Consider the following 15,461-nt stretch of genomic DNA (forward strand, 5'->3'; position numbering starts at 1 on the left):
AAACCCAATATATCACAAATTTCGATATCTGATAAACTTTCCTAATAAGATCGGTTACCTATGAAGTGCGCTACACTGATTAGATCCTTTTTAGCTTGAATGTCCGGAAGATCCTTCAACTGCGCTATGGCTTTATCAATATAACGATTCGCAAGCTGTTCCGCCTGCTTGATTCCTTTGCTGTCCCGGATCATTTGGATAAAGTAACGGATATCCGTTTGACCGTCCGCTTCTTGTATTCGTTTCAGCTCGCTTAGTAGTGGCCCACGAAGCTCCGGCTCCTGCAAAGCGAAAATGACAGGAATCGTGATGTTCCCCTGCCGTATATCGCTGCCCGGGGGTTTGCCGATTTCCTTCTCCGTACCGATCAAATCAAGCAAATCATCTCGCACTTGAAATGCCATTCCCACATTATAACCGAATGAATACAAGCGATTGGACAGCTTTTCGCTCGCCCCCGCTGCAATAGCTCCCAACTGACAGCTAATTGCGATTAACAGCGCTGTTTTCCTGCGAATTCTCAGCATATAATCACGGACGGTCTGATCAGGATTGAAGAAAAAGCGAATTTGCTCCATTTCCCCAATACTCATCTCGAGAATCGCCTTAGACAATATTTGATGAATCCTTGGATTCTCAAGCTTAGTAGCTACTTCCAACGCTTTTGCAAATATGTAATCACCGGTATACATCGCTACCCGATTATCCCATTTGGACCTTACAGTTAACTGCCCCCGGCGAGTCAATGCATCGTCAATAACATCATCGTGAACGAGCGATGCCATATGTATTAGTTCTAGTGGAACCGCAACATGCTTTATGCGCTCCATATCGTATGTACCGAATTTCGCACCCAACAGAACAAAAATAGGCCGGATTCGTTTGCCGCCTGCCTTTAATAAATGTACCGATGCTTCCCTCAACAAAGCGTGGTCGGTATCAATATTTCGCTCGAGTTCTTTCTCTATGTACGAAATATCTCTTTTCATTTTTGCGTATAAATCTATCAGCTTCATTCCGTCACCTGTGTCAATAAATTATCGTTCCACAATTGAATCTGCACCTCTTTGTTCAGAAAGCCGAGTTCCCAAGCATAACGATAGTATAATTGCAGACCAGTCTGCTGCTCTGGGCCGAACTCATAGGTTAGTGTAGAGAAATATTGGTGCCAATACGCTTCCGTACCGCCGATTTGCTGTCGTGCCTCTTGAACCAGCGCAGTCAAATCATTCAATGACTTTCGTTTGCTCTCCATAAATGCTTGATAAATACTGCCTACCAGCTCCGGCTGCTCATCAACGACTTGCTTGCGAATCGCACAGACCGCGAATGACATCCATTGACCTGTCCACTTCATCCATTCCTCAGCCAAATCGGTTACCATCCAACCGTGTTCTTTCCAGCTTTCCCGAATCGCATGGTCTCCAATCAATAGAGCGGCATCAGCAGACTGCATCATCTCATCCAGTAAGGGAGGAGCATAATGATAATCAGGCTCAACCTCATAAAACCGTCGCAAAATAATCTTCAATAAATTGACAGACGATGCAGAAGTCGTAGGCAAGGCGACGGAAGACCCGCCAAGGTCGCTTAGCGGTTTGCGGTGGAACAGAAGAATCGATTTTACTTGTCCATAAGCACTTACAGACATATCAGGTAAAAGCATGTATTGTTCAAAGTTTTCACCGTAGGCGAATGACGAGATTGGACCGATATCAATAACACCTGCTGCCATAGCTGCATTTAGCTGAGTCGGTACCTGAGTGACAAACTCCACTTCTTTCTGGAGCCGCTCATAAGGGAAATAATAAAACAATGGCCACACATTCGTAAAATCAATCCGGCCGATGCGGATCATTTTGTTCACGCTGCTCATCCGTCATCCCCCATCTTCTATACAATTCATGCTCAATGTCCATGGTGTCCAGAACTTTCCCAACCATAAAGTCAACCATATCGTCCAAAGTCTGAGGCCCTTGATAAAAAGCAGGCATGGCCGGGATAATACGAACTCCCATACGAGAAAGCTTGAGCATATTCTCAAGGTGAATGGTATGCAGTGGCGTTTCCCTCGGAACGATGATCAGCTGTCTGCCTTCTTTCAGCATGACATCCGCCGTTCTTTCCAGCAAGTTATCGGATGCTCCGTGCGCAATTCCTGATAGAGTACCCATTGAACAGGGAATGATTACCATCCCGCTTGTCCTGAAAGAGCCGCTGGCGGTACTTGCCCCGATATCTTGGATGGGATTATAAGTACATTTACCCGGATAGTCACCGAAATAAGCTTCCAGCGTTTCCTTGCGCTTCGATGCATCCCATCCCAATTCCTCTTTAAGCACGCGCCACCCGGCATCCGTTATCAGCAGATGCAAATCATAGCCTCGTTCTAGTAAGAATCGGCAGATGCGTACTCCGTATGCAGCCCCGCTAGCCCCTGTGATACCTATAACCCAAGGCTTGCTCATCCGTGCAGCACCACCAAGTCAATTAGGGTGAATACGAATAACGACACGCTCAAGACACTGTTCAACGTAAAGAACGCCGTATTCAACCGGCTTAAATTTTGAGGGGTAACAATTTTATGTTCATAAAAGAGAAGTCCGTTGGCGATGATAAGCCCTGTTAAGTATACCCAGCTAAGATCGGTCAAAATAAACAAAGCTAACAATCCAAGAGCGGTAACAACGTGGAACCAGCGTGCAATTTTCAGTGCTTTGGCAACACCAAACCGGCTAGGGATCGAGTGAAGACCTTCTTCTTTGTCAAATTCGGAATCCTGACAAGCATATATAATATCAAATCCGGCAACCCAGAACGCGATTGCAATATAAAATATAAATGCCGATAGTGTTACTCCATTCGTTACTGCTACCCAACCGCCAAGAGGCGCCAAAGCAATCGTAAAGCCCAAAAACAGATGGCAAGCCCAAGTAAACCGTTTAGTATAAGAATAAAAAACCAGAAAAAAAACGGCAATGGGAAGCAGCTTCATTGATAAAGTACTCAAATTGGAAGTAGCCCAAAATAATAATGTGAATGAAATCACAATGAACAATATAGCTTCTTTGGATGATATGAGTCCAGCAGGAATGGCTCTTGCAGCGGTTCGAGGATTACGACCATCAAATACTTTGTCTATAACCCTATTCAACCCCATTGCCGCGCTTCGTGCGCCTACCATCGCTAGTATAATCCACCCGATCTGTCCCCAGTTGGGTAGTTTTTGAAAAATAACAATCGAACCGACCAAAGCCCCCATAAACGCAAAAGGCAACGCAAAAAGCGTATGCTCAATTTTAATCATTTCCATAAAAATCTTTGCTTTTTTCAACAACATCTTCGCCCCACTCCCATTTCCTTAGTCCGCTTCCTTCTTGATGCCGATATGAAGTGCCGCAATGCCTCCGGTAAGCGGATAAGCCTGTACATGGGTCAACCCTGTTTTTCTGAAAATATCAGCCAACTGTTTATGATCAGGAAAATGAATCAATGATTCCGGCAGCCACTTGTACTGCTCATAACGCTTTGCAATCAACTTACCGAGCATCGGTAAAATATTTTGAAAATAAAAATAATAAAGACCTTTGAAAGGCTGCCATGTCGGTTTGGAAAGCTCCAGGGATACAACCATTCCCCCAGGTTTAACGACTCTTTGCATTTCCTCAATGACTTTAACCAGATCAGGTACGTTCCTCAAAGCAAAGCCAATCGTGGCGTAATCGAATGAATTATCCTCGAACGGAAGCTGCATCGCGTTTCCTTGAACCAATGTAATCTGCTTATCCAAGCCTGCTTCACGTACTTTCATGCCGCCGTAATCGAGCATATTTTGACTGAAGTCAAGCCCCACCATATCGCCGGTACCGCTTGCTTGAGCAAGACTAATTGTCCAGTCACATGTACCGCAGCAAAGGTCTATAGCTTTGCTCCCTGGCTTTACGTTCATTTTCTTCATCGTAAAGTTCCTCCAGGCCTTGTGCCTGCGGAAACTTAGTATGTCGTTCATCAAATCATATTTGGGAGCTATGCTTTCAAATACGGAATGAACAAACTCCTCTTTGGATTGTGTTTTGGATTGCACAAATCTCACCTCATATTTCTTCCAGCGCTTTAGGCGTCGATAGGTATCGTATAAACGGTTCTCCAATAGACAGGAGCTCCTTGCCCAATTCCTTCGATTCCAGCGTCTGCAGCTTATCTTGCAGTTGTTTCATACACACGTTGAGCATTTGGTACAGCTGAGGTGTTACTTTATATTTTAACCATATGGATCGGAGCTTGGAATAATCCGGCTCATCCGCTTGAATATGCCTGCATTCTTCCTTCGTCGCCTGTTGAAGAATATGCCAAAACCCCCAGCTGTCACGGTATTGCTGCGCCGTTTCCGATCGGGAAATTTCCTGCAATATTACTTCACATTGAGTAAACAGCCTTAAAATCTCGGGCCATGCACTATGCAGCGATTCCTCCATAAAACCGGCAAAAGCCATGTATAACCTGGTTCTGACTTCAACCGTTTGTTTTATGTAATCATCCGCCGTCATCTTAAACTGCTTCATCAGTTGATATAAATTAATTTTTAACCGGTTTACCTCACAAATCGCATGTGAGAGTATTCCGATCAAGTCCACTTGTCCTGCATGGGAGAGCAAATAATAAAAACGGCTGCTGAAATAGTCTCCAGCCAGCACTTTAAGCTGCCTCGACCTTGCCGCTTTCATTTCCTTCACGTTATTCGTAATACTCACCAAATCGTGCGTATCCATCCCAATTTGAACTAATGATGTTACTAAGCTAAAAAGCTCACTATAACCCGACAAAGTACTGTGCCTGCTTAAAAACGCATACAACAAACGCGTACGAAATTCTGGAAAATGCGGCAAGTCCGTGTGGGCCTGGATCATGTCGTACTCCATATATTTTCGGGCCATTTCCGGGATCCGATAAGAATTCATAATTAGCCTCCGAACCAATGCAAAGAATCACAACAAAACAATCTAAATTATTATAGCACAATACGCATATTCACGCACAATATCCTGTCTCAACTTTTTACGTTGAAACGGTCCTGCCATTTGGTCGTGTACGTCACACGAAAGTGGGACTGCAAGTACTGCTCCATCTCCTCCGCACTTTGGGTGCTGAGAGAAGTTTCACTTGGAAGCCACTTCTCTCTTCGAGCTTCCTCTGCAATCAATAACGATGTACTTTGCTTACCGTCGTTTGATCCATCCAGTACGCGAACCAATACTTGATTAAGATTTGTGGAACTGCGGAACAAATGCCGCGGCAGCTCGTATAAATCCTGCACGATTTCTTTTTTATCAGTAGCCGGAGAAGCGAACAGGTCAATAGACACGATGGCATGCGTGACCTCGACTTTACGGATCCGTAGATGAAGCTGTGCCTTACTCAACACATCGACAATATTCAGTTCAGAGACGGGCTGCGCTTTAACCGTGTGAAACATAGGCAGGCTCCACTTGCTCTCCAGCTGCGGAAGAATAGACAGACCAGCCGCTAGGCCGACTGAAAGTACAATAGTGATTAGAAGTCGGGTAAACCATTTCATCGGACAATATCCTCCTTCGCATAATTGCGATTGCTTGGCCGAAATCCCTCTTCTATCATTGTACAACGAAAAAAAGCAGGCTATGCCTGCGGAAATTGAAAAATTATTCCTCCGTATCCATCACGCCATGTTTAGTCATTACAACGGCCTTACCCCGGATCTTAACTGCAGAGGTATGTGCTGTAAATTGAGCTATCATCACTTCACCTTTATCCAGCTTTTCCGTATGATGAAATTTAGTGTCTTGTCCACGGGTTAAACCAATGACCTGAACCCCGTTTTCCTTTGCTTTTATAATAAAATAATCCGCTTGATTCTGATTGGCTTCCATAATAATCTTCCTTCCTGTCCTATCTATCTTAATAGTATGATGCAAAAAAATGTGAACGATGTCAACTGCCTAGTGCTTAAACGCAAAAAAAGAGCCACCTTATTAGGCGGCAATAGTCTCTTTATTGTATGCTTTGTCTTTCTTGCCACTATAGAAGCTTTTGAAGCTGCTCGGTATCCACTTGCTTCCCAGATGGATCACAAGATCAGCCAGCTTGACAATCCCGTAAGCGAATGCCATCCCAGCAATAACATCCAGTACCCAGTGGATTTGCAAATACATTGTGGAGAAAATAATCGATGCGCAGTACGCAACCATCATATATTTGAAAATGCGGTCCTTCTCCCGAAGAGCCAGAAGCAACATCGCAAATGAAATCGACGTATGCATACTCGGGAAACAGTTCATGACATTGACAAGAAGATCGTTCTCGGTCGCAAAATTGCGTCCCAAAAGATCGGGCTGACCTTTAACCCACCACACTTCACGAAGCAGAATTAAGTTGTAGAACGGCAAAATAAGCGGGAACTGCATCAAGTGTCCCGACAACGCATAGGATAGCATTTTCTTGATGCTCCGGGTCCAGAAGCTGCGTACGATACAGATCCACAAGGAGAGCACGAAGCCATAGTTATAAATCCATACCATCATGTTATCGAGCTTCACTCGATGAAACGTTCTCGCCCAAGCGGCGTCATTATATGGAATACTTTTCATCATTTGATCCCAGTTCCAGGGATGACGATTATTCTCAAACATCCAGTTCGCAATTTTCCACCAGATGCCATTTCCTGAACCGTAAAAATAATAAAAAATGCCGAGTAAGGGCAAACCGAATATAAAAAAACGTTTCCAATCCACATCAATCTGGTCTTTACGGACGCCTAATAAGCATACGAGCAGTAGGACCCAACACGCCGTGCTCCAACCACCTTCAATTCCAATTCGCCAAATCAAAAAAATGGAAACGATAATACCGTACATTGTCCAGTCATTGGCTGCAAGCCAACTTTGTGCTCTTACCTTCACTCTAGCAATCCCCCTCTTGCAGTTTAAAGCTGCTAAATCAACATTTACTCAGTATAGCAAATCCATCGCCATATTGCTTCATGTAATTTTACCACAACTGCATAAAATAACGTGAATGGCTCAACGCTGCGCAAAAGAAAAAGACACCGATTTGACGATGTCTCTTTCATGGTCGGAGTAACACGATTCGAACGTGCGACCTCACCCACCCCAAGGGTGCGCGCTACCAGGCTGCGCCATACCCCGATTGTCGTTTAAACAATTCATATTATATGATGGGAAACCATTCCTGTAAAGTAGTTAAACACTAAAAAAACTAAGTTTCCTGCACCTATGAAAAAACACCTGAATCTCATCGATTCAGATGTTTGTATTTTCACCGAATGAAAGCTTATGTACTAGAACGCCATTCTTATTGAATACCGTCTTTCAAGGCTTTGCCCGGTTTGAAAGCTGGAATTTTGCTGGATGGAATTTCGATTTCTTCGCCAGTTTGTGGGTTACGTCCTTTACGAGCGGAACGTTCACGAACTTCGAAGTTTCCGAATCCTACCAGCTGCACTTTATCCCCGCTTTGCAAAGCTTCAGAGATTGCTTCAAAAACAGCCTCAACCGCTTTTGTTGCGTCTTTCTTGGAAAGCTCGCTGGTTTCTGCTACCTTGTTAATCAATTCAGATTTATTCATGCCATTCACCTCCCCCCAAATCATTGTTCAAAACGTACTTCACAAGAAGAACCAGTACCGTAAAAGATAACGGCAATTTCTGTCTTGGAGCCGCTAATCTCGAATTTACGCCATTAGCCGTTTGTCTTATTACTTCCTTTGTTAACCGAAAAGTCAGAAAATATACATAAAACAAGCGAAAACCTTGTAAATCAAGACTATAGTAATACACCCATGACACTTTTTCAAGTGAAAACAAAAAAATGCACCCATTGGAGTGCATTTTCGCCCCGCTTCTGTAATCTATATCACAATATGATGGCGATAAGTCCACCGGAGCCCTCGTTAATAATGCGTCCGAGTGTTTCCTGCAATTTATATCTTGCGTTGTCTGGCATCATAGACAGCTTGCCTTGAATCCCTTCGCGGACGATGGAGTGAAGGGATCTGCCGAAGATATCGGACTCCCACATTTTGAGCGGATTGTCCTCAAAGTCCTGCATCAGGTAGCGTACGAGCTCCTCGCTTTGCTTTTCCGTTCCGATGATTGGTGAAAATTCCGATTCTACATCTACTCGAATCATATGAATCGACGGAGCTGTTGCTTTCAAGCGTACACCGAACCGGGAGCCCTGACGGATAAGCTCGGGCTCTTCCAGAGCCATGTCAGCAAGCGTAGGAGGAGCGATGCCGTAACCCGTTGTCTTCACCATCTCCAATGCCTCTGCGAAGTGGTCGTATTCTCGCTTCGCATGGCTGAAATCCTGCATGAGCTGGAGCAGATGATCTTTGCCGCGGATCTCAACGCCCACCACTTCCATCAAGATTCGATCATACAGTTCATCAGGAGCATACAAGTCAATTTCGGCCACACCTTGACCCATATTCATTCCTGCCAAAGCGGCTTTATCGATGAATTCATATTCTTCAAAGTGGCTGACTACCCTGTCGACATCACGAAGTCTACGAATATCCTGTACGGTCTCCCTAACGGAATTTTCAAAGTGGGAGCGCAGCCAGTGGTTTTCTTCCAACACCATAACCCAGCTAGGCAGGTTGACATTGACTTCGTGTACGGGGAATTCATACAGCACTTCGCGGAGAACGGATATCATGTCATCTTCGTTCATATTCGCCACACTCATAGCTACGACAGGGATGTCGTGCTGCGTCTGCAGCTCGTTTCTTAACTCCTGGGCAATTTCGCCGTTCGGCTTGGTGGAGTTCACAATAACGATGAACGGCTTGCCGACTTCCTTAAGCTCGGAAATGATTCTTGCTTCTGCATCGACATATGACGACCGTGGGATTTCTGCTATGGTGCCGTCCGTCGTGATGACCACTCCTAATGTCGCATGCTCTTGAATGACTTTTCGGGTACCGATTTCAGCTGCTTCCTGGAACGGAATCGCTTCGTCGAACCAAGGTGTATTAATCATGCGAGGGCCATTTTCATCCTCATAGCCTTTGGCACCCTCGACCACATAACCGACGCAATCCACTAGACGAATATTAACATTCAGCCCTTCAGCAACGTGCAGCTGTACCGCATTATTCGGTACGAATTTCGGCTCCGTCGTCATAATGGTTCGGCCCGCTGCGCTTTGCGGTAATTCATCGGTCGCACGTATCCGATCGGCTTCATTTTGAATGTTCGGCAGTACGATCGATTCCATAAAGCGCTTGATGAACGTTGATTTTCCCGTACGGACCGCTCCAACGACCCCCAGGTAAATATCCCCGCCAGTACGCTCTGCAATGTCCTTAAAGATATCCACTTTTTCCAATGAGAATCCCTCCTACAGGTTGTTTAAGACGAAACTCGTACACATGCTTTTTGGACTATTAAAAATATATGTACTAGCTAACAAAATATGATGATTCAAAATCATATTTTATTTTGATCACTCCTTGTTAACCAACGGCGTTCTTACCGCAGCTTAATCTCTATGAGAATATATGAACGCATGGTTCGGGTTATTCTTTGGAAAACAAAAAAACCTCTATTTCCCTTTGAAGAGGTTAATAGAGGCTTACCGAATTTTATTCAAGCACAGGAACAGGACTTCCGTTCACCCAATGGTACGGACCACTGCGTGCCGGGACATAGAAAGACTCCTTTACTAGCAGCTCACGTAAATCCTGATCTGCTGTTAAGCTGCTTTGAAGCGTTTTTTTGTCGATAAGACGCATCATTTCCTCCGAATAATCGATGGAGACTCTTCCTGCGTCATCAAGCAAGAATGGAAGCATGACTTGACGGGTATACACACTGTTTACCTGCTCTGGTTTTTTGTTCATTTTGGCAAAATCGATTCGATAAAAGGAAGATGCCACCGCTTCACCTTTGGGAAGCTGCCCTTTATTCTTGGATTTATAATCATCCACGAGCTTCTGCACTTCTACCGTTTGCTGAAACGAGGATAAATCCATCATCTTGACCGTTGGCTTAGTCTCTACATCAACCAGAACGTAAATTGCCGAGCCCCCGTTCTCAAAAGCATTGGCCGGAATATTGCTAATCAGACCTCTTTCTTTCAGCTTTTTAAAATCAATGGGGTATTTCTCGTATAACGGCGTCATCTGATCGCTATTTTTAATGGGGAGCACACCGGTCTTCGTATGAAACTGATCGATTGCATTCTGTACAACTACCACGAATTCCCCAGACGCAATTTGATTCTCTTTACGCATCTCCTTCGGGTACATACATCCCGACAAAACCGTACATAAGATTACAATGCTAAGCATCATACTTATTTTTCGTATATTCAAAGATTTCATCTAATCTTCCTCCTGCTGCCGCTCCATCTGTTTCCTTATCGCTGCTTTTAACGGGTCTTCAGGGAGTGAAACGGTAACATCACCTGTAACCTTGGTTTGACATGCTAGTCGATAACCCTGTTCCAGCAAGCTGCCCAGCTTTAACCGCTCATTCTGATTTGGCGCCGCTAGACCTGAGCCGTCATCAGCAAGGACTTTACACATCAAACAGGCGGCTTTTCCGCCACAACGAGTACGAATACGGACTCTGGCTCTGCGTGAGGCGTCCAACAAGGTCGATCCTGGGCGAACGTCGATTGATTTGCCATCCGGTATAAACGTCACACGAGCTGTCATCCTCTTGTACTCCTTTAATGTCTTCTTTTGTTAGCTTACCGTTGAAGTAACTTACGCAGTTGCACTATAACGGCTTCATCAATACTATTTTGCTGAATAAGTTCTTCAAGGGCTTGATTTGTCCCTATATTTCGAATTGAAATCACTTTAGCAATGGCTTCATAACGGTCCGGTCGATTCCGAAGCAAGTTAAAAATAAGCTCATGCTCAAGTGGCATCAATTTGATCGGAGCAAGCTGCCCACCACTGTTCAAAGAATATTTCATCGCGAAACGGTCATTAAGGAGCGCCGCATTCACAATATAAACGCTGTTTCGCATCGTTACTTGGAATCCTCCAACCAATTCAACCTGGATTCCGTCTAGATTATAGTGACTTAACAAAGAATAGTAGATGGAAGAACGATCCTCTACTTGCTCGTCGATGGAATATTCCGATAACCGCGCATGGATAATCCTCGCACCTTCCGGGTCTGCATAGATGTCAAGATCCTTTGGCGCCTCTGCTATGGATACTCCTTGCATAAGCAATCCGCAGCTACCTCCGACTAACCAAGGCTGCTCTACGTCATGAAGCTGTGCTTGAAGTGTTCTGAGCGCATCCCCCAGTTTGTCAATATAAACCACTTATAATCCCCTTTTCACAAGCAATTGTTAATTCATTAAAAATAGGGTTTATAAACGATGGTTATCGGCCCGTCCTGCTTAACCATAGCTTGACATCCCAACCTAAACCCAGCTTCAATTTCCTCTGGCTCCAGTCGGTCCAGTTCTGCATCGTTCGGCTCGTTCATAAACTCTCTTCCTTCTTTAACCAAGCATCTGCATCGGGCACAGGTACCACGAGTGCAGGAGAAGGACCAGTCCACTTCATGCTTCATTGCCAAATCCAGTATAGTCAGGCCACTATCATACTCAACCTGTTTTTGTACTTTCCTTCCCAATAAAGAAATCATCCTGCGGAACCCCCTGTTATGTTATCTATGTAGGCTGACTTTCAATCTTTGTAATAATAAGAACTTAAAGCATCGAAACAAGCACATACAATAAAATGGGAATAAACAGCAAAAAGGCTATGACGGAAAGTACTCCTCGTACAACTCCCTTAGTTCTCGTTCTTGCAAATGAAATCAGTAATGATGCAAGCACCATCAACCCAATGGCAATGAAGGATGCCCACATTTTATCCATGGATGACATACAATACAACGACCCCTATCGTAACTAAAATATGTAAACACTTATGTATCCAAAATATTCTTTGGCTATTATAACATAAAAAAAGCACAAGCGCGCCGGACGGCCGCTCATGCCACGAAACTGTTATTTTTTCGATATTAATTTCATAAGCTGCTCCAACGTATTGCCGTTCTTGCTTCCTTGTACCGATTGAATGATTTCATTGATAGTTGACTCGGAAACCGGTACATTCACAAGACTAGAAACTTGCTTGATCAACTGTCTTAATTGGGCTTCACTCTGCATCGTAGACGGTTTTACGCCGCTGGCTAGCTTATATATATCTTTTTCATTTATATTTTTGCCAGTTTTCTTCTTTACAGCGTTTAACACATCTTTAGGCATATTTTTATCGGCCACTGTCCTGTCCCTCCTTAACCTCATAACTCCCTAAGGATCGGAGCATGATCTAAGGTATTGTATGAACGAATGACCCTAACCGTGTAGGCGGTAATCTAGCCGAACCATTTTGTTTGCACAGGCTTGGCTACTTCCTCTAGCTCGTGTGTTCTTCCTCTGCCCATCAAATCCTCTACAGCCGCTTCCGGGGACTTCCCTTCAAAGAGAACCGCGTACAGCTCATCGGCTATCGGCATTGTAACATCGAACTCACGAGAAAGCTTGTAAGCCGCTTGGGTCGTTTTGACCCCCTCAACCACCATACCCATTTGACGAAGAACATCTTCAAGGGGGTGGCCTTGTGCAAGTAAATATCCGGCACGCCAATTGCGGCTGTGCTTGCTTGTGCAAGTAACAACCAAATCGCCAACTCCAGCCAACCCGGCAAAGGTTAGTGGATTGCCGCCCATTGCCGTTCCAAGACGCGATATCTCTGCTAGGCCTCGGGTAAGCAAAGCTGCTTTGGCATTATCCCCATAACCGAGACCATCTGTGAGTCCCGCCCCCAAAGCAATAATGTTCTTGAGAGCTCCAGCAACCTCTACGCCTACAACATCGGGATTCGTATAGACACGGAAGCTGTTATTAATTAATAAATCTTGTGCGGCATCCGCAGCCGCAGAATCCTCCGAAGCTACCACAACGGTTGTCGGGCTCTGTTTGATCACTTCTTCTGCGTGGCTTGGACCCGACAGAACAACGATTTTCGACGCATCATAGTGAGGCAGCTCGTCAGCTAGCACGTTCGACATCCTTTTTAATGTAGAAGCTTCAAAGCCTTTGGTCGCATGCACAAGAACGGTTTCTTTATTTAAAAACGGACGCATCTGCGACGCCACATCACGCATACCCGCTGAAGGTGCAACGACGATAACGGCATCGGAGCCGGTTATCGCTTGCTCCATAGAAGATGTTGCACGAATACGCGGCGACAAAGCTGCATCATCCAAAAAACGTCGATTGCGGTGCTCCGTATTAATTTCTGCCGCTTGCTGCTCATTACGAGTCCACAGCATGACATCCATTTCGTTTTCCGCCAAAACAGAAGCAATCGCCGTACCCCAGCTTCCTGCGACCAACACGGATACTTTTTTGGGCATGAGCCCACACCTCCGAAATTATTTTTTGGAGCCGAGCTTATTTTCCTGTCCTTTAATTAATTTTACAATATTGGAGCGATGACGCACCCAAGCGAACACAAACACGAACAAGCTTAACCAGAAAATTTCAATCGGTCCCCGCATAAACCAAATAAATAAAGGTAAGAGGGCTGTAAACAACAGAGAACCGAGAGAAACGTACCTTGTTAGTGCTATAGCTAATATACAAACAATTCCCGCATAGACTACAGCCATGGGCGCTAGAGTAATCATCACGCCGATGGTAGTCGCTATCCCTTTACCGCCTCGAAAACCAAAGTATATCGGCCAATTGTGTCCGGATATGGCAGCTAGGCCACACAGCACTTCAATAAGTACGTCACCCTGACCCAGCCATCGTCCTACCAGAACGGCCGCCACACCTTTCAACGCATCGAGAATGAGTACCGTAACTGCGGGTCCTACGCCAAGTACACGAAGTGTGTTCGTCGCTCCTGCATTTCCGCTTCCGTGATTGCGAATGTCAATTCCCTTGAGCATTTTCCCCGCCAAATAACTAAAACTGATAGAACCCAGCAAATAAGCAATAATAATGGAAATGACAGATAACACTGCTTATCTCTCCCTATTCATCATCCGATTTTTTACGAGTAAACAATCTGAGCGGAGTTCCTTCAAATCCGAAAGCGGCACGGATTTTGTTTTCCAAGTAGCGCTCGTAGGAGAAGTGCATCAGTTCCGGATCATTAACAAATAAAACGATAGTCGGCGGTTTAACCGATACTTGTGTCGCATAATTAATACGAAGTCTTCTTCCTTTATCCGTCGGCGGCGGATTAATAGCAACAGCATCAGAAATTACATCATTAAGAACATGCGTTGCTATACGCAGCGCATGCTGCTCAGCTACTTGAATGACAACTGGCAACAGCTTGTGAAGCCGTTGTTTTGTTTTGGCAGACAAGAAAATAATCGGAGCATAGGTCATGAACAGGAAGTGATCGCGAATCTTTTGCGAAAACTGCTGCATGGTTTTATCATCTTTTTCCACGACATCCCATTTGTTCACGACAAAGATAGCCGCTTTGCCGGCTTCATGTGCATAACCTGCAACATGCTTATCCTGCTCTATGATGCCCTCTTCCCCGTTGATAAGAACCAGCACCACATCTGCGCGTTCAATCGCTTTCATAGCACGCATGACACTATATTTTTCCGTGTTCTCATAAACTTTACCGCGTTTCCTCATTCCGGCCGTATCGATTATTACATATTTTTGCCCCTCTCTCTCAAAAGGGGTATCGATGGAGTCACGTGTAGTACCGGCCACATCGCTTACAATGACTCGATCCTCACCCAGAATAGCATTCGTCAATGAGGATTTTCCGACATTCGGACGACCGATCAAAGCAACACGAATAACTTCCTCACCATACTCTTCCTCTGTCGTATCAGGGAAATTTTGAATAACCTCATCAAGCAGGTCGCCAATTCCCGTACCGTGAGAACCTGAAATACCGTATGGCGTACCGAATCCAAGGCTATAAAACTCATAAATATCATCCTGACGCTTGATGTTATCTACCTTATTCACGGCTAGTATAACTGGCTTCTTCGCACGGAAAAGCAGCTCGGCAACCTCAGAATCGTTAGGCGTTACCCCTGCCTTGGCATCAACCATAAAAATGATGACATCAGCTTCTTCAATGGCTAATTCTGCTTGCACACGTACCGATTTTAAAATTTCATTTTCTCCGTCGATTTCAATACCGCCGGTATCAATAACACTGAACTCTTTGTCCAGCCATTCGCCGACTCCATATAATCGATCCCGGGTTACCCCCGGCATATCTTCTACAATTGCAAGTCTGTCCCCTATAATGCGGTTAAAAATAGTAGACTTCCCGACATTGGGACGGCCAACGATGGCCACTATGGGTCTTGCCACTCAACTTCATTCCTTTCCTAGCTGCACACCTACGGCAACATGAAAAATTTCACAATC

Annotated in this window: 20 protein-coding genes and 1 tRNA gene; all 21 read right to left on the bottom strand. The window is 44.8% G+C overall.

Annotated elements, in window-relative coordinates; genetic code table 11:
• Positions 1–41: 41 nt before the first annotated feature.
• Positions 42–1,016, bottom strand: coding sequence for a heptaprenyl diphosphate synthase component II (gene hepT, locus BP97_RS0108205; RefSeq protein WP_028548666.1), 975 nt, complete (start codon positions 1,014–1,016; stop codon positions 42–44).
• Entirely contained in the window at positions 1,013–1,876 is an 864-nt protein-coding gene (locus BP97_RS0108210) for a menaquinone biosynthesis protein (RefSeq protein ID WP_028548667.1), read from the bottom strand. The genes hepT and BP97_RS0108210 overlap by 4 nt, the downstream gene beginning before the upstream one ends.
• Entirely contained in the window at positions 1,836–2,468 is a 633-nt protein-coding gene (locus BP97_RS0108215) for a UbiX family flavin prenyltransferase (protein WP_028548668.1), read from the bottom strand. The genes BP97_RS0108210 and BP97_RS0108215 overlap by 41 nt, the downstream gene beginning before the upstream one ends.
• Positions 2,465–3,337 carry a UbiA-like polyprenyltransferase gene (locus BP97_RS0108220; RefSeq protein ID WP_028548669.1) on the bottom strand — a complete coding sequence of 291 codons (873 nt, stop codon included), beginning with the start codon at positions 3,335–3,337 and terminating at the stop codon, positions 2,465–2,467. Before BP97_RS0108220 ends, BP97_RS0108215 begins: the two co-directional genes overlap by 4 nt.
• 24 nt (positions 3,338–3,361) lie before the next feature.
• Entirely contained in the window at positions 3,362–4,084 is a 723-nt protein-coding gene (locus BP97_RS0108225) for a demethylmenaquinone methyltransferase (RefSeq protein ID WP_028548670.1), read from the bottom strand.
• A 10-nt stretch (positions 4,085–4,094) separates the two neighbouring features.
• Complete coding sequence (locus BP97_RS0108230; protein ID WP_028548671.1) at positions 4,095–4,958, bottom strand: heptaprenyl diphosphate synthase component 1; 864 nt, start codon at positions 4,956–4,958, stop codon at positions 4,095–4,097.
• An 89-nt stretch (positions 4,959–5,047) separates the two neighbouring features.
• On the bottom strand, positions 5,048–5,575 hold the full coding sequence (locus BP97_RS0108235) for a hypothetical protein (protein ID WP_028548672.1): 528 nt from the start codon (positions 5,573–5,575) through the stop codon (positions 5,048–5,050).
• A 103-nt stretch (positions 5,576–5,678) separates the two neighbouring features.
• Positions 5,679–5,906: a trp RNA-binding attenuation protein MtrB gene (gene mtrB / locus BP97_RS0108240; protein ID WP_028548673.1), complete on the bottom strand. Its 228-nt coding sequence runs from the start codon at positions 5,904–5,906 to the stop codon at positions 5,679–5,681.
• A 102-nt stretch (positions 5,907–6,008) separates the two neighbouring features.
• A complete protein-coding gene (locus tag BP97_RS38745) occupies positions 6,009–6,935 on the bottom strand; it encodes a phosphatase PAP2 family protein (protein WP_051620453.1) in 927 nt (308 codons plus the stop codon).
• A 169-nt stretch (positions 6,936–7,104) separates the two neighbouring features.
• Positions 7,105–7,181, bottom strand: a tRNA-Pro gene (locus tag BP97_RS0108250).
• A gap of 166 nt (positions 7,182–7,347) precedes the next feature.
• Positions 7,348–7,620, bottom strand: coding sequence for an HU family DNA-binding protein (locus BP97_RS0108255; RefSeq protein ID WP_036745644.1), 273 nt, complete (start codon positions 7,618–7,620; stop codon positions 7,348–7,350).
• A 287-nt stretch (positions 7,621–7,907) separates the two neighbouring features.
• Positions 7,908–9,386 (bottom strand): stage IV sporulation protein A, encoded by a 1,479-nt coding sequence (gene spoIVA / locus BP97_RS0108260; protein ID WP_028548675.1) that lies wholly within the window; start codon positions 9,384–9,386, stop codon positions 7,908–7,910.
• Between the two features lie 256 nt (positions 9,387–9,642).
• A complete protein-coding gene (locus BP97_RS0108265; RefSeq protein WP_231506250.1) occupies positions 9,643–10,383 on the bottom strand; it encodes a hypothetical protein in 741 nt (246 codons plus the stop codon).
• Entirely contained in the window at positions 10,384–10,719 is a 336-nt protein-coding gene (locus BP97_RS0108270) for a 2Fe-2S iron-sulfur cluster-binding protein (RefSeq protein ID WP_028548677.1), read from the bottom strand. It lies immediately after the preceding gene.
• A 35-nt stretch (positions 10,720–10,754) separates the two neighbouring features.
• Positions 10,755–11,345, bottom strand: coding sequence for a nucleotidyltransferase domain-containing protein (locus BP97_RS35670; protein ID WP_036745646.1), 591 nt, complete (start codon positions 11,343–11,345; stop codon positions 10,755–10,757).
• Positions 11,346–11,380: 35 nt separating this feature from the next.
• Entirely contained in the window at positions 11,381–11,674 is a 294-nt protein-coding gene (locus tag BP97_RS0108280) for a 2Fe-2S iron-sulfur cluster-binding protein (protein ID WP_028548678.1), read from the bottom strand.
• Positions 11,675–11,738: 64 nt separating this feature from the next.
• Positions 11,739–11,918: a DUF2768 family protein gene (locus BP97_RS0108285; protein ID WP_028548679.1), complete on the bottom strand. Its 180-nt coding sequence runs from the start codon at positions 11,916–11,918 to the stop codon at positions 11,739–11,741.
• Positions 11,919–12,041: 123 nt separating this feature from the next.
• Complete coding sequence (locus tag BP97_RS0108290) at positions 12,042–12,341, bottom strand: stage VI sporulation protein F (protein WP_036745647.1); 300 nt, start codon at positions 12,339–12,341, stop codon at positions 12,042–12,044.
• A 71-nt stretch (positions 12,342–12,412) separates the two neighbouring features.
• Complete coding sequence (locus BP97_RS0108295) at positions 12,413–13,456, bottom strand: NAD(P)H-dependent glycerol-3-phosphate dehydrogenase (RefSeq protein ID WP_028548681.1); 1,044 nt, start codon at positions 13,454–13,456, stop codon at positions 12,413–12,415.
• A gap of 18 nt (positions 13,457–13,474) precedes the next feature.
• Positions 13,475–14,068, bottom strand: a complete 594-nt coding sequence (gene plsY / locus BP97_RS0108300) for a glycerol-3-phosphate 1-O-acyltransferase PlsY (protein WP_028548682.1) — start codon at positions 14,066–14,068, stop codon at positions 13,475–13,477.
• Between the two features lie 13 nt (positions 14,069–14,081).
• Positions 14,082–15,404: a ribosome biogenesis GTPase Der gene (gene der, locus BP97_RS0108305; RefSeq protein ID WP_028548683.1), complete on the bottom strand. Its 1,323-nt coding sequence runs from the start codon at positions 15,402–15,404 to the stop codon at positions 14,082–14,084.
• Positions 15,405–15,461: the final 57 nt, after the last annotated feature.

Source organism: Paenibacillus sp. UNC451MF, assembly GCF_000686845.1.
Taxonomy (GTDB): Bacteria; Bacillota; Bacilli; order Paenibacillales; family NBRC-103111; genus Paenibacillus_S.